Here is a 19,911-nt window from a genome sequence, read left to right on the forward strand (position 1 = left end):
AGATGATGAAGAAAAGAGAATGCGCGATCACGACTTTGCATTGCCGCCTCACTCACTAGAGGATGGTGCGCTGCCGAACACCTCATTTTTTGTTTTTTTTCGAATTGATTGACGTGGTGGGGTATTGCATAATGTCTCTGGAAAAGGAGGCTCATATGCTGCAAATGCCATCATCCCCAAAAAAGAATTCTTCTCAAAAAACGACCTCTCCCAAAAAATCGTGGGGATATTGTTTTTTCTCTTCGGTCTTTTTGGCCCTCGCCATTCTTATTGCATGGTGCATGGCTGCACAACCTGCAATACTCAATCGTTATGATTTGTTTGGCGAATTGTATTACATTCCAGACATTCTTTTGGGGATTTGTTGTGGTTTGGCGCTTTTGGGGATTCTTCAATTTTCTGCGCAAGACGCTGTCCCTCGAATGAAGAGACATATCAAATATGGTGGCCCCTTTGCGTTCGGTATTGTTGTCATGCTTGTTGCCAAGCTGTTTTTCCCGCCAGCCGTTGTTTTCGATATGACCGTCATGGTCCATCCTCTTGATGACAAGGTCGAGATACCGCTGGAACATTCCGGGGTACTTGTCCTGCGTCTGGAAAACGATCCCCTCAAACAGTCCTTTGGCAGCCATGGAGAAACGGTCTTTCACGGCATTCCATCCGAGTTTAAGGGATTGAATGTTTTTGTCGGCTTGGAAAGCGCCACATGGAAGCTTTCCCCACAAGAGCAGCAGGTCACGTTAACACCGCAGCATACGGCTTCGGTGAGTGTCAGTCCGAAAAAAGAGCCCCGTGAAGAGTAGACCGTAATCAATTTCCGTTTTGTATATCGACGGCACACTCAGGATAAACGTGTGCGGAGTCGGGAGTGCGCTTGGCTTTTTCCTAGCCGCTGGCGCTGTCTCCTTCCCGCCCAAATGCTCGTGATAGTGGCACCGCGGTCAGGCCGTGGGTCAAAATACTGAGACAGATGGTGAGTATTGCAGTGAGTACAATCGTCTGACCGTGAGGCAGTTTGCCATCGAGAATAAGAACAGCGAAGACGACACTCGCCAACCCGCGAGGGCCAAACCACCCCATGAAGAGTTTGGCGTGTGGCGAGAGATTCAGTCCGCTGAGAACAAGGAACACCGGAGCCATACGAATGACCGTCAGGCTTAGTATGGCATAGACGAACATGGGCCAGGTAAAGCTGAGGCCATCGTGACCGATGATGGCATAGCCAAAAAATACCCAGGTGATGAGCGCCATGGTATCACCGCTCCCTTCGGCCGCAAGGAGAAGGTGGTGTTTGTGCTCTTTCGTGACACCGCCAAAGACCAGTCCTCCAACAAAAGCGGCAATAAACCCACTGCCACCGAAGAGTTGTGCCAAGGCAAAACAGCTAATGGACAGTGCGACGACAGGTAACTGTCGCCATGTTTCGGTGATGAAACCATGCTTGGAGCAATACCTGATGATATGACTAGAAAGTACGGCCAAACCCACGCCGACAGCGACACCAATACCGATTTCTTCCAGAACAAGCTGTAAAGCCAAGCCAAACACGCTGTTTCTGGCCTGTTCATCGGCAATCATGGCGAGAAAGACAAAAAGAATTGGGACACAGATGCCGTCATTCAGGCCACTTTCCAAGTTGAGGCCGTCGCGGATGGTGTCGGGCACGTCATCGTTGGTGACAACGGCTTTCCCCAAAGCGGCGTCCGTCGGAGCGAGCATGGTGGCGAGTATGGCCGCTTCAAGAAATCCGAGACCGGGAAACAGCGGAATCGCGGCAAGAAATCCCAGAAGGATCGTCAGGGGAAGTCCGTACAGCAACAGGCGTTGGGGAATACGAAAACTGCGTCGTAAAACCGCGAGATCGGCGGTCGCCGCATCGGTAAACAACACAAGTGCGAGGCTGAGTTCTGCCAGCGTTTTGATTGTTTCTCCCGTTGGGGCGAGTGGCTCCAGGTCCGTGGCAAAAATGCTCAAACCAAGACCGAATATTGTATAAATAATCGGACCGGAAATCGGCGTGGATTCAATGCGACCGGCAAGAACGCTGTAAACAAAGACAAACACGCCCAAAATGGCCATGTAGGCATACATGTGGTTCTCCTTGTGCCTCTCTTTTATGAACTCAGCGTGTCTGCGTCACCTTCTCCACTTGAGATTACAATTCTTTTGACTGCAACGTCTTCAGTGCTGTGGCGATATCTTTACTCATCTCCGCAATAAGTTGGCTGGCTGATGCCGCGAGATCATTATAGGTCAGACCACATGCCGTATGCTGTGAGAACGTCTGCCATTGCTGCATTGCTCCTTCGGCATTGACGATGGACCATGTGGCCTGCAATGTTACGTCTTTGCCCAATGTGCCGTCCAGACGCTGCACCTGGATGGTCACTTGGTACGCGGGGCTTATTCCGATAGGCCACGGATGGACGGTAATTGGCTGCGTACAGATGAGGCCTTGTATGTTCTCCGCCACGACGTTTGCCAAGCCATCTTGCAAGGGTTCGGCCCATTCGTCGAATTCAGCCACGTGCAGTTGATTCGCGCTGTTGCGTGTTACGATACTATCGCGATCGAGATAGCTGGCGACACGTACCGGCCCGACGCCGACACTGATGCACTTGGATTCGTCCAGGGCTGTCGATTCGGCCGGAGAAAGCGTATAAAAGTGCGTGGGAGCGCTCATACCACAACCAGCGAGCAAGAATATAAGAAGAACACAGCTCAGAAGCAGGGGGATACGGACGTGGCGACGCATGGGCTACCTCCTTTGTCCTTTACCTTGAATCAAGGCTTCAGGGTGGCGTTCAAGAAAGTCGAAGAGACTCTTGGCCGAGCGTGCCATGCCGGCAATCTCATTCAACGTCTTTTGCAAGTCTGTTACGGTCGCAGAATTGGGACCGGCCGTCTTTCTCAAATCGACAAGTGTTTTCTGGCCCTGGTCCAAAGCTGATTCGAGTTTCAGCATGGCTGCCTTGGCTTCAATGGCCATGGTTCGGATTTGTTCGTCCGCGTTTTGGGCCAATTTCGTATAGCTTTCCGTTAACGCCGGGAGATTTTTCCCGACATCGTCAGCCAGTGCTTTATAACTCGCAAAGGTCTTTTCGACTTGAGCGATAAGAGGACCGATGTCGGTTTTGACTTTTTGGACAACGGCATCAGCATTGGTCAGCATGGTGGACAAATCTTCCGGAACGGCCTTCATTTTTTCAGAATTGACCAATTCATCGATGCCTTTGACGGCTGAGAGTAAATGATCGGTAATTTCACTCAACGGCAAGCTTTCCAGGGTTCGCGCGATCTTTTCCAGTTTGGATGGTTTGGTCGGAATCTCAAGGATGTTCGGATCGTGCGCATAATAGGTTTCCGGCGTATCTGGCGCAAAATCGAGCATAACTTGGAGTTCGCCCGTGACAAAACTTTTTGAATACAACTCGGCCCGCAAACCTTTATCAATAAGTTCCTTGAAAAATGCTTCTTTGGACATATTGAGTTCCGAAGCCAACGACGTCCCTTTTTTTTTGGGATTCATGAGTTGTATTTGATTATGAGCCAGCTCAATGGTCACCGGAATGGAAAATGAGAGCGGATTGATGCGGGCCTCAATCTTGATGCCTGTAACCTGGCCGAGTTGCACCCCCCGGAAAACAACAGGGGAGCCAACGGACAATCCTCCGACTGATTCCTGAAAATAGAGCACGACAGGCGTCTTGGGTGTGAAAAATAGTCCCGAGCCGAAAAAAACGACGGCCACGATAAGCAGTCCGATAGATCCGAGAACGAACGTGCCGATCAGGCTTTTCTGTTTTATGCTGGTCATAGTCAGGGCTCTTATTCTGGAGATGGAGGTTGATGTTCTCCGCGAGTGAGGAACGTGAGAAGCCGTTGGTTATCCGAGGTTTTCAGTAATTCACTCGGATTTCCCCACGCGGTAGCGGTCCGCGCTTCCACATCGAGAAAAATGGAGTTGGTACCAATCGCAAAGATCGACGCGAGTTCGTGGGTTACGATGACCACGGTTGCATCCAAGCTGGCACACAGCTCCTGAATAAGTTCATCGAGCAAATGCGCGCTGATTGGATCGAGGCCTGCTGAGGGCTCGTCAAAAAAAAGAATTTCCGGATCAAGTGCCAGGGCACGGGCCAGGCCGGCACGTTTGCACATCCCGCCACTAATTTCCGAGGGATAGTAGTCCTCAAATCCGGCGAGTCCGACCAGTTCCAGTTTAAAGGAAGCCAGTTCTCGAATTTCTCGTGTGCTCAAAGACGTATACTGCTGAAGCGGCAGACCGATATTCTCAGCCAAAGTCATGGAGCTCCAAAGCGCTCCACTTTGATAGAGAATCCCTGTGCCTTTGAGCAATTCATTGCGGGTTATTTCGTCGGCATCCCATAAACTCGTGTTGCCATAGACCACGTGGCCCGTTGCTGGCTTGAGCAACCCGACAAGCACATGCAACAAGGTGCTTTTCCCGCAACCGCTTCCCCCCATGATGATAAAGACATCACCTTTATTCACGGTAAAATTGAGGTCTCGCATGACGACAAAGTCGCCATATGCCATGGTCAGGTTGTCGACGGTGATGACGGCAGGCCGTGCTTGCTGTGTCGTGTCGGTGGGGTGCATGGTATCAATACCCCAAAATATTGAATAAAATGGTCAGAATGGATGTAGCTACAATGATACTGACAATACTTGAGACCACGGCCGAGGTGGTTGCTTTGCCCACCGCCGATGCGCTTCGGCCGCACCGAATGCCTTGATAACACCCGGACATGGAGACAAGAATTCCGAATACGAAGCTATGAACAAGCCCGATCCAAAAGTTGGCTAATGGGACAGTCTGGATGGTGAATTCAAAATATTCCATGGGACCGATGCCAAGAAGCAGAACGCCGACGATAAATCCGCCGAGCATGCCCATGAAATCGGCATAGAGACAGAGAACGGGCATCATCATCGTCATGGCGGCCATGCGTGGCAAGACGAGAAATTCCATGGGTTCAATGCCGAATGTACGCAACGCGTCGATTTCTTCATTGACCTGCATGGTCCCCAGTTCGGCGGCAAAAGCGGCTCCCGTGCGGCCGGCCATGATGATACCGGCCATAACCGCGCTGAGAACGCGGACCATCGCAATACCGACAAGGGTGGATGAGTAAATTTGAGCGCCGAATGTTTGCAACTGAATGGCACTGACATAGGCTAAGATGAGACCGACGAGTGTACTAATCAGTGAGACGATGGGCAACGCGCTGTATCCACAGATACGGATTTGCGCGAAGAGCTCACTTCGTCGGTATACGGCTCGGCCGAGAAGAAAACGTAGCGCGCATTGGGTCATCTCACCGATGAATACGACTACATTGTGGGCCGACGTGGCGAGTTCAAGCGTTGTATCTCCGATACGAACGGTCAGGGGAGCATGTTTTTTTTCTCTCCCGGCTCCAGGGCGAGGAGGCACTTTGGCTGCGAGCGTGATGAGACGAACTGCACCTTCGGGTAAGCCGCTCGTATCGACGTCAATGCCGGCGCGTTGCGCTGCCGTGGCTGCACGGGAACAGAAGACAAGGAATCGGGTATCCCAAGAGGTAACGCCCTGGCTCTCAAACGCGAGTGTTTTCGGGGATGATGCGCTCTTCAGTAGCGATTCCAGACGTTCGGATGTGGGCAACTCGCTGTCAATGGACCAATCGCCGGTAAAACACAACACCAGACGATCGCCATCAACGCGTGTTGTGAGTTGCGTCGGCGTGGAGACCGTTGCAGATGGAGCAGGTGTCGGGGTCATTCAACTCACTCGCCGGAGACAAAGTTCAACGTAGTGTGTACCGATTCGTCCGATTAGAACATTATGGTAAGACAATCTCGTACGGCATGATTGTCACAATGAGATGCCAAAGTACAGAAAGAACATGCACCGAGTAATTCTTAACAAAATCACGCTCGATACAAAATGTATACAATTCATGGACAGGAAATTCTCTTACTGTCAAGCTCTTATGTCATAAAAGCCCAAACCGACCGGGGCTCATGATAACAGACTTGAGACCCCGGCCGGTTCGGGCTTATTGATGAATTTTTGCCGTTACGTGCAGGGAAATGCCAACACCAAAGGAAGCTCGAGATCGATCACGCTTACACAGGTCATGGAATGATCGGGTTCAATTCCAGAGACTAACGTTGTTCCTTCGTAAACAGGAATACGGTCTGTTTCCGCAAAGGTATCACTCAGGCTGATAAATGACCAATTGCTCACATGCCGAAGCATCTGTTTTTCTGGCAAGTAAATGCGAAATTGGACGAGGCGGCTATATGTTTTGTAACTACCTGGTGCCATATTCTCACCGGCTAACGAAATTTCTACTGCATAAATCCTTGCCGACGTATTCCAGGGGGAAAGTCTCGGTGAAATAATTCCTCCCTCATTATATTCTCCAGGCTCGACAATGACTGTCGATGGATCAAGGCCGGCGGCGATCTCATCGGATAACTCGACAAAATAGCGAAAGTTTAGGTCTGGTGTATGTCGGGCTGGCCAGGCGGTACGGTTGTCGACGCGCACGGCGAGCTCGATAAAATCACTTCCTTCATAATTTACTCTGGCTTCGACGACGAACTCTGCATCGCGTGATTCCTGGGGAGGGAAATTATCAAGAGGTTGACCGTCTGTCGTTGAAGCAAGTCGGGCCAGTGCCCCGGTCAATCCGGCATTATAGCCCAAAGTGACTTCATTGCCGACATAATCGTTCCGATCATCCACCCAGTCATAATCATCTGCCGATTTAGGTCCACCGACGAGTGCGCCGTAGAGGATATGTCGGTTTATTTCCGGGAGTTCATCCGAAGAACCGCCTTTCCATGAGCCATGGGCGGTTCCGTGATGTGGATTGCGGGGAGGATTGTTGCCGAATCCAACCATGTAACTCGACTGACGCGGATTGTCGCCGAGAATATAATCTATTTGGCGGGTAGCGAAGGTGGTGTATTTCGATGTGAGTGACGAGGGAATATCGGCAACGGCGGAATAGACCAGCGCACAAAAAGCTGTTGATGCCGCATAGCGCAAGGAGCCCCATTCCATGATAAACGCCAATCCGCCGGGCGTGTGCTGTATCCCTCCTGCCCCGTCGGCCCAGGCATTGAGAAATCGTTGCACACCATCGTGATATGATTGTTTTCCCGTTAATTGAGCAAGAAGAATTTGTGTGCCGTAAACTTTGTCATCCCAGGATTGTGTCGAGTCTGTATGATACTCGCCGATCGTATTCATGCTCGTTTCGGCTTTGTTCAAATATGTTTGCTCTCCTGTTGCGCGGTAGAGCCAGGTTGCAGCCCATGCCAGTTCATCCGTATATCCATTCCATGATTTATAGAATGGTGCGATGGTGGGATGGGTATCGGAATAGCTCCCGCGGTATGTATCGGCAAAAGCAAAAAGCTGACGGGCATGGCCGAGCAAATCGGCCTCGTGGGCATATGCGGCGGCTTCACCTCCGGCGCGTTCAAACACCATGACAATGGCGGCTAACGCGGCAGCCGCTTCGGCGGCCGGCTCCGTACCGGGCCGATCCGGATCGCAAACCAGCATGGGGCGGTCCATGTCCACAATTTCTGCCGCTTCCCAAACATTGTGGTCCGCGTCTCCATCACCGACCTGGACCACATAGACATTGGGCAAAGGGTGTGCAGCGACAATATAATGTGCTGCCCAGGAAAGGATTGATAACAAATAGTCCCACTGTTGCGCCGCAATATATCCGTCTTGAAATTCCAATCCTCCCCAGGCAAGCATGGTGACTGCAGACGCGAGAGGCAGACCGAATTTCATGTTATCTCCGGCATCGAGAAATCCACCTGTGAGATCCACAACGACGGGATTACCGATATCATCGGTCATCACACTGCCGTCGGCGTGAAGAAGGGTACCTCCATCGTCAAGAAATGAATCGCCACGCCACTCCACCCGGTTTTGTCCCGGTGCTGTGCCCCGTTCGGGAAGGCGACCACTGCGTTGGGCGTCGTAGAAAAACAACGATTTCTGTAAGGCTTCTGCGTAATTGAATGATGCACTCTGCGCGTGCGATACGGACTGCAGGGGGATAAGTATGGAAAACCCCAAAAGGAAACCTGAAAGCACGCAGGCGTGTATGCTTCGAATCACGTTTCCTCCTTGTTGCTTTGTTTCATGTCGCGGGTGGTAAACAACGATTTCAAGGCAAATACGGTGCCGTATTGGAACCTTTAAAATCAGGACGTAGTAAGGTCATATGAGGGGAATAGGCATACTGTTCGAAGTAAGGCTGTTTGCTTGAAAGTCAAAACCGGTCGTGTTTTCATTATGGTTAGCATGAAAACACGACCGGACGGAGAATGCGAAGCTGTCTTGCTGTTATGGGCATGGAAACGTCAGCACAGAAGGTGTATCGAGATCGATAACGGCTGCACAGGTTGTATTGTGATCGGGCTCAAGGCCAGCGGCCAGACTCGCTCCTTCGTAGACGGGGATACGGTCTGTCTCCGAAAACGTCTGACTCAGACCGATTAACGACCAATCGTTCACCGTCCGAAGTGTTTGTCCTTCTGGGAGATGAATACGAAATTGCACTTCACGACGATATGTTTCGTGATTTGCCGGAGCCATAGTTTGACCGGCAAGGGATATCTCCGCCGCGTATATTCCTTTCGACGCGTCCCATGTCTTGAGTTGCGGAGAGATGATGCCTCCCTGATTATAGCCTCCGGCCTCGACGGTGACGGTCGAAGGATCAAGACCAGTAGCGATTTCGTCGGACAAGTCCACGAAGAATCGAAAGAGCAGGTTGGGGGTCTGTCGAGCCAGCCAGGCTGTGCGGTTTTCGATGCGTACGGCCAGCTCAATAAAGTCGGTCCCTTCAACATTTACTTTGGCCTCCACACCAAACTCGGCATCGCGGGTTTCCTGTGCAGGAAAGTCAGCCAGCGGTTGCCCTCCGTTGGTTGAAACGAGTCGAGCCAATGCTCCGGTCAGCCCTGCGTTGTAATCCAACGCGACTTCATTGCCGATATAATCACCGCGATCGTCTTCCCAATCAGAATCGTCAGTCGATTTTGGCCCCCCCACGAGGGCACCGTAAAGGATATGTCGGCTTATTTTGGGAAGCGCATCCGGACTCCCGCCTGTCCAGGAACCGTGGGCGGTCCGGTGATGTGGATTGCGAGGAGGGTTGTTGCCGAATCCGACCATGTAACTCGACTGACGCGGGTTGTCTCCAAGAATATAATCAATTTGACGAGTGGCGAACGTCGTATATTTCGATGCCAGTGACGAGGAAATATCGGATGTTGCCGAATAGACTAGCGCGCAGAATGCTGCAGACGAGGCGTATCGCAACGATCCCCATTGTGAGACGAACGCCAATCCTCCGGGAGACATCTGAACGGCCCCGCTGCCACCGGCCCAGGTATCAAGAAAACGTTGAACACCATCATGATATGATTGTTTATCCGTGAGTTGGGCAAGAAGAATCATCGTGCCATAGGATTTGTCATCCCAGGAGTGTGTTGACGATGTGTGATACAGGCCGAGTGCGTTCATGTTTGTTTCGGCTTTGTCCAGATACGTTTGTTCACCGGTCGCTCGGTACAACCACGCCGCAGCCCAAGCCAACTCGTCGGTATAACCATTCCAGGATTTATAGAATGAGGATACGCTGGGGTGGGAATCGGAATAGCTTCCACGGTACGTGTCGGCAAATGCAAAGAGCTGCCGCGCATGGCCAAGCAAATCGGCGTCACGAGCATAGGCGGCGGCTTCGCCCCCGGCGCGTTCAAACACCATGGCAATGGCGGCTAACGCGGCAGCCGCTTCGGCGGCCGGCTCTGTGCCGGGGCGATCGGGATCGCAGACCAACAGAGGCCGGTCTGTGTTGACGATTTCAGCCGCACCCCAAAAGCTGTGGTCGATATTCCCATCTCCGACTTGGACAACATAAACATTCGGCATGGGGTGTGCGGCAATAATGTATTGTGCGGCCCAGGTGAGAATCGACAAGAGATATTCCCATTGTTGCGCGGCAACGTATCCATCTTCAAATTCTAATCCACCCCAAGCAAGCATGGTGACCGCAGCCGCGAAGGGGAGGCCAAATTTGACGTGATCGCCGGCATCGAAGAAGCCTCCTGAAAGATCGACTTCTACGGGAGAGTTGCTCTCGTCGGTCATGACACTCCCGTCTGTGCGAAGAAGCGTACCTCCATCGCCAAGGAAGGCATCGCCACGCCATTCCACCCGGTTTTGGCCAGGGGCCTTCCCCCTCTCGGGAAGATGGCCGGAACGTTGCGCATCGTAGAAATAAAGCGACTTCTGTAAGGCCTCCGCATAGTTGAATGTTGCGGCTTGTGCATCTGTTGTGCTTCCTGCCGTCGTGAATAGGCATATCCAGAAGAGAACGCCTGAAAACATACGGGCGTATCTGCGTCGAGTCATGTCTCCTCCTTTTGCTCACCTTGCCATGGTGGCGTCTACGCGAAGACCGTTCAGCAAACACTGTGCCCGGAAATATAGATGGAAGAGATGAAGAAGACAGAGCTTTTCTTGAGGAGATGAATATAAGTCGTCGTCGGCGTAAGAAATTTCTTGAAAGAAATTTCTTGAGAATATTTTAAAAAATCCAATAGTTATCGAGTGGTGGGGTCCGTAATGTTGTTTCTCTCCATGGATAAATGATTCAATCTTTACAGTGAACTCTTCCGCGAGAAGAATACATACGCGTGTCTCTAAATGAATCGGAGTGCGGTGTGCCCGGAAACTCGTTCGATGAGACAGGAATTACTTGAAAGGTGTTCTTGGCGCTCTACCACCGAAGCATTATGTCTGAATATCGACAACACTCTGGCTCGGGCTCAGCACCGCCCCGATACAGTTGGGTTCCTCTCCATTCTGTTTGGTCGTCGACATGAGTTTGACGGCGGGAGAGCCGCCGATAAAAACCGTCATACTCCCTGAGGTGAAACCGGCTGGTCCCATATCCACTTCCGAGACGACACCGCCTTCTACTCCGGCATCATCGCCTTGAGACATGGGGATCACTGTACGGAGGGTGATGGCATTGGCGCCAGAAATCATGACATTCTCAGAAAATGTCCCGCATTCGGCGCATTCGAGTTGGGCAAAATTGGGGTACGGAATGGGGAGCATGCCGACAGGGGCCGGTGTTTTACAAACATCGGGAAATGCGCGACAGGCGCCGGCTTCTCGTGTGCAGGCAAGCATGCAACTCTCCTCGTTTCGGTGTACGGTCTTCAGAACCGACAGGCGGTTCGTTTTTTAGCCTAAGTTGATTTTGTCCGCTTTGACATCGACGTTTTTCTGCGCATGAAGCACGGTGCGCTGGCTCGAAATATCGAAATCCGAGTGGACAAAAAGGCGTTTTCGTCCCACCCGTTCATCTTCGAAATCGTCAATGCGTGTATAGACACGTTTAAACCGCGACAATACGCGGCCCGCGGTTTGATGAATGCTGGCAAAGACGCTTTTGATAGATGAAAACGCGACCAGAGCATTCGTTCCGGCCGCATCCAGCTCATTGGTACGAACGGTGGTCTTCTGGGTCACAACGGCCATATCTGTGGCTGCCAGTTCCATTGCGCGACCTGCAGCCAAGCGAACCGTGTCGCCGCGGAGAGCGAGACCGGCATCGGCATCGCCAAGCACCATAGGCCCGGTCACCCCGACGTGGGCTGGAGTTTTCGATGCGCGAGCAAGAACAGAAAGAATATAAGCTTCGCCCGAACCATCATCGGCAACAAGCACCCGATCGCCCAGTTCGGGGGCAACAAGGCATCCGGTCGCCCGATCGGCCTGACATAAGCCGGAGCCGGTCTTCACTAGAAAGCGGCTGTCACGGAACTGTACTACTTCGCCGTACTCCATGTGAGCCTGGCCGTGAGCGGCCATACGCGCTGCCGTTTGCATATTCACTCCCTGCATAATGCAATTGATCGTGTCTGTTTTCTTACCGCAATTTGTTCCTTAAGGAAAACGCTTTTGATGGTGGAATGCTTCCTTCGGCTACGATTGGCGTAAAGCATCGACAATCCCCATGCGTGCGGCCTGTATAGCTGGAAGAAATCCGCCTACGATTCCCATGGTGACGGCGAAAATCATGGAAGACGTGGCAATGGCTGGTGTCAGTGCGAATTGAAAGGAAAGGTCCGAAAATGTTTGAAAGTTTGTCGTCGAAAATGTGAGAAAATTAAGTAATGACGCGCCGATCAATCCTCCCAATCCCCCGAGGACACCGAGAAACACGGATTCCATGAGAAACGCGGTAAGAATTGCTTTGCGGGTAAAGCCGAGGGCACGCAATGTGCCGATTTCGGCCGTTCGTGAGGCAACCGAGGAATACATGGTGATCATGGCGCCGATCATTGCGCCGAGTGAAAAGATGATCGTCAGCGAAATGCCGAGAACTCGAAGGAAATCAGCCATCATTTCGGATTGTTTTTCGTAAAATACGGTTTCACGTACCGCATCGAGCGTCAGGCGAGGATCGGCGGCAATACGTTTTTCGATGGTTTCCAAATTCGCGGTATCGGCAAGGCGTGCTGCGACAAGGCTATAAGCGTTACGTCGAAAGGCCTGCATGAGCTGATCTATATCGCCCCAGATTTCTGAAGCAAATCCGGTATTACCGGCGTCGAAATGGCCGACGACCAACCAGTTGCGATTGCCGAAGCGAAGCATGTTTCCCATGGCTGTACCGCGAAATCGCTTGGCGATGCTATTTCCCACCATGATTTCGTATTTGCCCGGTGCCGGTGTCCGACCTGACGTTATCCGGATATCCGGTCGAATCGCGAGAGAATTGGCGTTGGTTCCGCGAATAACCACATTGGAAACGGCTCCGGTATCTTTGCGAGGTAAGGTCATGAGCACCACAAGTTCGTTGGACACCAATGGGGTGCCAGCGGTATCCGTGGCAATTTCAGGGAACGCCGACACCGTTGCGGCTTCGTCTCGTGAAACACTGCTTTGGATTTCTGCTTCCGCGCCTTGGCGTAAGAACAGTACATTCCGCGGAGATCCGGTTGCCACCAGGGTTTGGCGGAGACCTTCGGCAAGCATGAGGGTTGCCGCGAACACAAAGACGACCAGGGCCATTCCGCCTGCCGTAAAGATTGTCGTCACGCGTCGTGCGGCCAAATTGCGGATGCTGTACGATAGAGGTACGGCCATCAGCCCATCCTCCGCAATCCTTCGGCAATGGGCACTTGCCCGGCTTGCCACCCCGGGATGACCGCCGCGGTAAGACCGACGCCAATGCCGGCCGCAAGTCCCATGAGTACCGTTGTTTGAGACACAATAAAATACGGGAAATATTCGGAAAGCTGATGAGCAAAGATCGCAGCGGTAGGGAAGAGTAATCCGATTCCGGCAATGCAGCCAAGTAAGCTGATGACCATGGATTCTCCGAGAATCATGGACCAAATGAAACCTGCCGAAAAGCCCAGCGATTTGAAGACGGCGAATTCCGCCATGCGTTCCCGTACCGACATGGCCATGGTGTTGGCCGCAACGGCGAGAATGATGAGAATGACGACATACGACACAATTTGAATAGCCATGATGATAGCGTCGCTCATGGCGATAAAGCCCATGATAAAGGCGCGTTCCGATTCGGTCAGTGTTTCGGCGGTAGAGTTGGCGAATTGGTTGTCAATAGCGCGGGCAATGGCGGCTGAGCGCGATGGATCATCAATACCGACAACATAAAACCCGACTTTGTCGGCCATATCGGGAACGAGCTTACGCATGGCTTCAAAAAGATAGTCGAGGTGGAACATGAGCAATGTTTCATCGGTATCACGACGTTTCCCTGTGTAGATTCCGACGATGTGAAGGGTAAAACCGCCCGGAAACAGCGGACTCTGCAACACGACCGTATCGCCGGCTTTCCAGCCGAATCGACTGGCGAGCTTACGGCCGACAATGGCGCTGCTTCTGTCACGAAAAAAAGCCTGTTTTTCTGTATCCCCGACTTGATATTCCGGGTAGAGCGCCAAGTACGCTTCCGGGTCCACGGCAAAGTTCGGGAAAAAGTTTTTTTCATCCTGGTAATAGGCCCCGATCCATTGTCCTCCGGCAACGAGGGTGACACCGGGAATGGCCTGAATTTTCGCCTTGTGGGCAATCGGCATGGGAAAGACAAGAGAAATGGCGTTGCGCGTGACTAATCTGTCGGCCGATGCCGCGCCGACACCGACATGCCAGGCGTCGAGGACGGTCCGCATAAGACCGAACGCCAACAGCGCAATCATGATGCCGACAATGGTCAATACAGCCCGAAGCGGTCGGCGAAAGGCATTTTTAGAGATGAGTTTGAGAAGAAACACTGAGTTCGCCCTTGTCGAGATGCCGGATGCAATGCGCTTTTTCCGCTGCTTTCGGATCGTGGGTCACCATAATGATGGTCTTACCCAGTTCGGTATTGAGCCGGTCCATCAAATCCAAAATTTCTTCAGCGCTGACACGGTCCAAATCTCCGGTCGGTTCATCGGCCACGATGATATCCGGATCGCTTACAATGGCTCGGGCAATGGCGACCCGTTGTTGTTGGCCACCGGATAATTGCCCGGGGCGATGGTCCATACGATCTCCGAGGCCGACCGCTTCCAATGCATGACGCGCATGGTCGCGCCGCATCGAAGCAGAAAGTCCGGTGAGAAGCAGGGGCAATTCCACATTTTCCAGCGCTGTGAGAACGGGAATGAGATTATAGAACTGAAAGATGAAGCCCACATGGTGGCTCCGCCATCGGGCGAGTTCTGACTCCCGCAACGTGGTGATGTCTTCTCCGCGTACACGAATATTTCCGGTATCAATGGTATCAATGCCCGCAATGAGGTTGAGAAGTGTACTTTTTCCCGATCCTGATGGGCCCATGAGAGCAAGAAATTCACCGTCTTCGATATCAAACGAGATATCGACCAGAACAGGGATATGCTGATCGCCACGGCGATAGGATTTACTGACGTGCTCCACGGCAATAATGGGCTTGGATGACATAGTTGCCACGGCCTCCGGTCCGTAGGGGAATCGTCCACGACGATTCAGCTCGACGGCACGTGCCGTCATTGCATGGTGCAAACGTGGCCTGACAGAGCGCGCACGTCAAGCCTGGACATGGTTTTCTCTTCGTCGTTCTCGTCGAAATTGGGCTGTGCGGTTTGATGACGACTGTTGGCTTTCGGGCGAGGCGGGTGAGACAATACCTCCCGAAATAAAGAATGGGAAAAGCGTATAGTCTGTCGACGTATTTTTATTGCTGATGAATGCAGATATTTTGTATTGTCGAAAACAGACTCAGCACGGGGGAGCCCTGTGTACGATGTTCCGATACGCTTCTGATAAGACGTAGTCAGCCCTAGGTCAAACTGCATGATTCCTCATGGATATACGCGGAGGGAGAGGCTTCTTGGGCATCATATCTTCTTTTTTTTACTGAGTCGTTAACTTTCGTCAAAAGAAAAGACGTATGAAGTTTTCTGTATCGCTTGCCTCAAATAGCGAGAGAAGATACCGTGTCTTCATGTGGAGGAAGGGATCATGGAGCAGGAAAGCGGGGCGCAGTCGAATCAGTTTTTGACGTTTCTTCTTGCAGGGGAAGCATTTGGGCTTGATATAGGTCGAGTGCGGGAAGTTCTTGATGATTTTGTCATTACACGCATCCCACGAACTCCGGCGTACCTGCCTGGTGCGGTCAATTTACGGGGCAATGTCTTAACCATTGTTGATTTACGGAGTAAATTTGGTCTTGGAGAAACCGCTGTCAATGAAATAAGCTGCATTATCGTTGTTGAGTGCGATCTTGATGGCGAAAAAACAGTTATTGGAGCGCTGGCCGATTCCGTTGACGAAGTGTATGATATTCGTGCTTCGGATATATTACCTCCTCCGGACATGGGAACATCCATCGACAGCCGGTACTTGAGCGGTGTTGGCAAAATTGCCGATAAGTTCATTATGTTGCTCAACACGTCCCGATTGTTCTCCATGGACGAACTTGCATTTTCCTGATGAGATTCGTTTCCTGGTCCGGTTAAGCAAAAGGAACCGACATGCCCAGGGAGCTGGCCAGTCTTCGCATCGACAAATCCAATTCGGATAAACCTTTTCGTCGTCGCCGACGGATATGGCCCTATGTTTGGGGTGCATGTTTCATTGCCACAGTCTTGGTGACAATATATGTTTGGCGTCCATTCAAAACTGCTGTGGTGCTCACTCGCGTGAGCATGGCCTATCCTTCCCGTTCGCTGGCGGAACTCAATGCTTCGGGTTATGTTGTTGCTGATCGGAAAGCCGCGGTCGGCTCTAAAATTACAGCCCGTCTCGTGTGGCTCGGTGTTGAAGAAGGTGAATCCGTCAAAGAAGGGCAAATCATTGCTCGACTGGAAAGTGACGATGTCAATGCTGCGCTGCAACGTGCCGAGGCCAATCTTGAAGCGGCTACCCATCGTGTCGATGAAGTCGACGCCGAACTCTATGACGCGAACCTTAATCATAGTCGCTTAAAAAAACTTGTGGCCAAAGGCGTTCTTGCCCGAAGTGAATACGATTCGGCCAACGCACGTTACAAAAAGGCTCTTGCCGCTAAACGGCGTGCATTGGCCGAGGTCGAGGTCGCTCGCAAAAGTCTCGACGAAGCGCATATCAGCGTAGGCTATACAGAGATCCGTGCTCCGTTTGATGCGGTTGTCCTCACAAAGAACGCCAACGTTGGAGATATTATTACGCCGATCGGTGCAGCCACGGATTCCCGCGCTGCCGTCGTTACCATTGCGGATATGCAATCACTGCAGGTGGAAGCTGATGTATCGGAAGCCAATATCGGCAAGGTGCATCCCGACCAACCTACGGAAATCAGACTTGATGCCTTGGGCGAAGAGCGTTTCCCCGGACATGTTCATAGGATTGTCCCCACGGCCGATCGCAGCAAAGCCACCGTCCTTGTCAAAGTTCGATTCAATACACTCGATCCGCGCATTCTGCCGGAGATGAGTGCCAAAACCGCTTTTCTCAAACGTCCGCTCACACCGGAAGAGCTGCAGCCGGTCCCCGCTGTGGCCAAAACCGCGGTTGTTCAACGCGATGGTCAGACGGTCGCCTTTCTTGTTGAAAAGGGTAAAGCGCATGCTGTCTCCGTTTCTACTGGCATGGATCTGGGGGACAGCATTGAGATTCTTTCCGGTCTTCAACCGGGTGATTCCGTTCTCCTTGATCCGCCGGCAGATATTGAAGACGGCGTTCCTGTTCGTGTCGTTGAGAAGGATGGCGTATAAAAGCATCTGGGGGAGCGGGAAAGAGGAAACGAAATACGCTTCCCTCTTTCCTCCATCCTTGGGATGGCTTTTTGCCTACAGACAGGGCGGAGCCGTACGTCTACTCCGTAAGTATCAGAGTGAGGATAGGCAGAAGTGTCGCTGTGGCTTGCGGTGTGTTCTCCGTGCCGTCATCCGTTGTCATACTGTGCGCGGGAACAGGCAATGTTGTGCCGTCGGTGAAGGTGACGAGCGTATCGGTGTCGGATGGGTTGTAGGCAACATAGGTTGTTCTTCCATTCTTGCGGAAGACGGCGGACAACGGCGTATTTCCGATAATGTCTGGATGCACCTGCCCGAGTTCCTGTAATGTCTGGATGAATTGATAGGTATGCGCCGGGCTTTCACCGGCTTCCGCCGGTATCGTATCGGGATCATAGAGCGATGCAGCACGAGGAGCATCGGACAACGCGAGGAACTGGAGCATAATATCTTGCCAGAGTTCTGGGGCTGTCCCCCGCAAATCGTATTCGTGGAGCATGGCGTCGTAATTGACGGTCGGATAGTCGGCATAGAGTCCAAGGTAGAGGGAATGTCCGCCCACGGGCAGAACATTGATGCCATGAACCTGAATAGGATCGTCGGTCCACCAGGTTGTGATGACGTATTTGCCTCCCCAGATCATGGACGAATAGGGCGTTGGAAATTCTGGATCGAAAACGTCATTATAAACGTCGAACCAATAGTTGAAGACTGCGTTGGTTTCCTGGGTGTACAGCCAAACGCCGAGGTCTCGCAATGTGGGGTTGTTGGTGACTGTCGCCCACAGAATAATCCCGGCATAGGCGTTGACTGCTTCTGAAGACGATTCCTGGTTATTGCCGTCGGCAAAGGCGGCTTTCCCCGATGCCCAAGAGTGTCCAGCATAGGGATCGAAGTTTCTCAGAAAAGGAAATTGTGGATCATCACGGTCCGGGCAGGCGAAATCACGCAAGACCAGTTCGACCATGGGGCCGTAATCCGTCACGAAATTGAGGTCGCGCAACCCTAGATGTGCCGCCGCCTGGATGAAGTAGCCGTAATGGAAGTGATGGTCGTTTAACTCGGAATCCGACCCATAGGACGGCCGATCTCCAATAAGTGTGCCCCAATTGCTGTCGTAGTAGAATCGAGATGCCGCTTCGTTTTCATCCGTTGTGAACCAATTGATCAGCAATGTTCTGATACGATTCGTAAATTCTGTTGCCGCAGCGGTATCGCCAACCTGCTCCGCCAGTGCGAGCGCATTGGCCGTGCGGTATAAGTATTTTCCCCCCCAGTATGTATCCCAGGAATCTCCCGCTTTTGATGCTTCGGCTTTCAAGTCATTCACAAGTCGGGCGAGAACGGTCGGGTCAGGGCCTGATGTCTTGGGTAACCAGGGCAGAATGCCATGGTAGCGCATGCGAGTCGTAAAGGTTTGGCCCTGGAAGAGTTTCATAGAACCGCGTGCTGTCTCATAGGTTGCCGGGAGAAGAGATGTATCGAGCAGGTTACGCCATTGGTGTGGGTAGAGGGCAAGAAGGCTGTCGTGCTCTTGGCCTTGAATCGGAGTTGTTTCAACCTGGTATACGGTATCGACATTTCCCGAATCCGGATCATACGACCAGTCGACTCGAGTTTGGTCAATGCGGGCAAAGGCATGGTCGGCAAACAACGTACGCATCGGCGTACTCTCATCTGGTAGCGCTGCCGCACTGAAGAATGTCGCGCTGGCTGGTAAGCGGCAGGTGACCACTGTACTGCCAAGCCCTTCCCATTGTGCGCCAGATGGCGCATAAAATCCGTAGGTTCGACCATCGACACGGACAAGCAATGCGGCCGTCTCGCTGTCCGAGGACAAGACCTCCACGTCCGATGTAAATGTTATGCGTGGATTGGCTCCAATAAAATCAAAGAAAAGGTACGGGCTTCCGTGTGTTATGGACAGGTCATAATATGTCTCACCGGCTGCGAGACGGGCAACGACATGGAAATCACCGGCCTTGTGCACGCGGGCAGCTTCCGGAATAAAGGCATCTGCCTGGATATAAAAATCAGCGACAAATGGTGTGAGAATGTCCGCTTCTTCATAACTTTGTGGAGCGACAGCTTTTTGTGGATAATCGACACCGACACCGTCTCCTGTGATCCAGACGGCCAATGGATGGGGAAACATGCGTTCGGAATATGGCAACCAGGCAAGAGAACTCCACCAATCGTTCGTCGGCATGGGACCGACAAAGTTTTCCGTACGATAGATGGTCGATTGGGGACCGCTGACATCCGGAGGCAATGTATCGGTGTAGGATCCTCGCCCAAGTTCATGTATGGCCGCTTCAAGTGATACAGTCGACGCGGGCAATGCCAAAAGAGCAAACAGAATGGCAATAATGATGTGCATACTACCTCTTCGCAAAAGTGAGCGTGTTGGGGGAGCGTACTATTCCCCCAATGTTTTGCAGAAGAGAGGCCAAAAAGAGTCTTTATTTAAATTTCGATATGTTATGCCTGGAAAACATGGATTATAGACACCTGTTGCAAAGAAATGGTTTTGATTTCCGATAGCACCGCACTTTATTGAGTAAGGCGTGC

General features: G+C 52.0%; 16 protein-coding genes. 3 read left to right on the forward strand and 13 right to left on the reverse strand.

All coding sequences use genetic code 11. From position 1 onward, the window contains the following. Window positions 1–155 precede the first annotated feature (155 nt). A complete protein-coding gene (locus tag G451_RS0112725) occupies window positions 156–803 on the forward strand; it encodes a hypothetical protein (protein WP_027184559.1) in 648 nt (215 codons plus the stop codon). Window positions 804–885: 82 nt separating this feature from the next. Here the strand turns inward: G451_RS0112725 and G451_RS0112730 are convergent, their stop codons facing one another. The 12 genes from G451_RS0112730 to G451_RS0112785 form a co-directional block, all read right to left on the reverse strand. Then, entirely contained in the window at window positions 886–2,091 is a 1,206-nt protein-coding gene (locus tag G451_RS0112730; protein ID WP_027184560.1) for a cation:proton antiporter, read from the reverse strand. A 64-nt stretch (window positions 2,092–2,155) separates the two neighbouring features. After that, entirely contained in the window at window positions 2,156–2,755 is a 600-nt protein-coding gene (locus G451_RS0112735; RefSeq protein ID WP_034642142.1) for a PqiC family protein, read from the reverse strand. 3 nt (window positions 2,756–2,758) lie between these two features. Beyond that, the gene (locus G451_RS0112740; protein ID WP_027184562.1) at window positions 2,759–3,817 is read right to left on the reverse strand and encodes an MlaD family protein; all 1,059 of its coding nucleotides are present in this window, start codon (window positions 3,815–3,817) and stop codon (window positions 2,759–2,761) included. Window positions 3,818–3,828: 11 nt separating this feature from the next. Next, on the reverse strand, window positions 3,829–4,623 hold the full coding sequence (locus G451_RS0112745) for an ABC transporter ATP-binding protein (protein ID WP_027184563.1): 795 nt from the start codon (window positions 4,621–4,623) through the stop codon (window positions 3,829–3,831). 4 nt (window positions 4,624–4,627) lie between these two features. After that, window positions 4,628–5,788 (reverse strand): MlaE family ABC transporter permease, encoded by a 1,161-nt coding sequence (locus tag G451_RS0112750; RefSeq protein ID WP_027184564.1) that lies wholly within the window; start codon window positions 5,786–5,788, stop codon window positions 4,628–4,630. A gap of 297 nt (window positions 5,789–6,085) precedes the next feature. After that, the gene (locus G451_RS34795) at window positions 6,086–8,161 is read right to left on the reverse strand and encodes a glycoside hydrolase family 9 protein (protein ID WP_051261459.1); all 2,076 of its coding nucleotides are present in this window, start codon (window positions 8,159–8,161) and stop codon (window positions 6,086–6,088) included. A gap of 228 nt (window positions 8,162–8,389) precedes the next feature. Continuing rightward, window positions 8,390–10,465, reverse strand: a complete 2,076-nt coding sequence (locus G451_RS29245; RefSeq protein WP_051261460.1) for a glycoside hydrolase family 9 protein — start codon at window positions 10,463–10,465, stop codon at window positions 8,390–8,392. 381 nt (window positions 10,466–10,846) lie between these two features. Continuing rightward, window positions 10,847–11,251: a DUF4150 domain-containing protein gene (locus tag G451_RS0112765; protein WP_027184565.1), complete on the reverse strand. Its 405-nt coding sequence runs from the start codon at window positions 11,249–11,251 to the stop codon at window positions 10,847–10,849. A 54-nt stretch (window positions 11,252–11,305) separates the two neighbouring features. Then, on the reverse strand, window positions 11,306–11,953 hold the full coding sequence (locus G451_RS32770) for a DUF3540 domain-containing protein (RefSeq protein WP_051261461.1): 648 nt from the start codon (window positions 11,951–11,953) through the stop codon (window positions 11,306–11,308). A gap of 96 nt (window positions 11,954–12,049) precedes the next feature. Beyond that, window positions 12,050–13,216 carry an ABC transporter permease gene (locus G451_RS0112775; protein ID WP_027184566.1) on the reverse strand — a complete coding sequence of 389 codons (1,167 nt, stop codon included), beginning with the start codon at window positions 13,214–13,216 and terminating at the stop codon, window positions 12,050–12,052. Further along, complete coding sequence (locus tag G451_RS0112780) at window positions 13,216–14,373, reverse strand: ABC transporter permease (protein WP_027184567.1); 1,158 nt, start codon at window positions 14,371–14,373, stop codon at window positions 13,216–13,218. The genes G451_RS0112775 and G451_RS0112780 overlap by 1 nt, the downstream gene beginning before the upstream one ends. Continuing rightward, window positions 14,348–15,046, reverse strand: a complete 699-nt coding sequence (locus tag G451_RS0112785) for an ABC transporter ATP-binding protein (RefSeq protein WP_027184568.1) — start codon at window positions 15,044–15,046, stop codon at window positions 14,348–14,350. The genes G451_RS0112780 and G451_RS0112785 overlap by 26 nt, the downstream gene beginning before the upstream one ends. Window positions 15,047–15,586: 540 nt before the next feature. Between G451_RS0112785 and G451_RS0112795 the strand changes: the two genes are divergently transcribed. Together G451_RS0112795 and G451_RS0112800 are read left to right on the forward strand one after the other, a co-directional pair. Then, window positions 15,587–16,057 (forward strand): chemotaxis protein CheW, encoded by a 471-nt coding sequence (locus G451_RS0112795; RefSeq protein ID WP_027184570.1) that lies wholly within the window; start codon window positions 15,587–15,589, stop codon window positions 16,055–16,057. A 41-nt stretch (window positions 16,058–16,098) separates the two neighbouring features. Continuing rightward, complete coding sequence (locus G451_RS0112800; protein WP_027184571.1) at window positions 16,099–17,319, forward strand: efflux RND transporter periplasmic adaptor subunit; 1,221 nt, start codon at window positions 16,099–16,101, stop codon at window positions 17,317–17,319. A 100-nt stretch (window positions 17,320–17,419) separates the two neighbouring features. On the opposite strand, the gene G451_RS29255 is transcribed toward G451_RS0112800, so the two are convergent. Continuing rightward, on the reverse strand, window positions 17,420–19,720 hold the full coding sequence (locus G451_RS29255; protein WP_051261462.1) for a glycosyl hydrolase: 2,301 nt from the start codon (window positions 19,718–19,720) through the stop codon (window positions 17,420–17,422). Window positions 19,721–19,911 lie beyond the last annotated feature (191 nt).

The sequence above is a fragment of the Desulfovibrio inopinatus DSM 10711 genome, from assembly GCF_000429305.1.
Classification (GTDB): domain Bacteria; phylum Desulfobacterota; class Desulfovibrionia; order Desulfovibrionales; family Desulfovibrionaceae; genus Alteridesulfovibrio; species Alteridesulfovibrio inopinatus.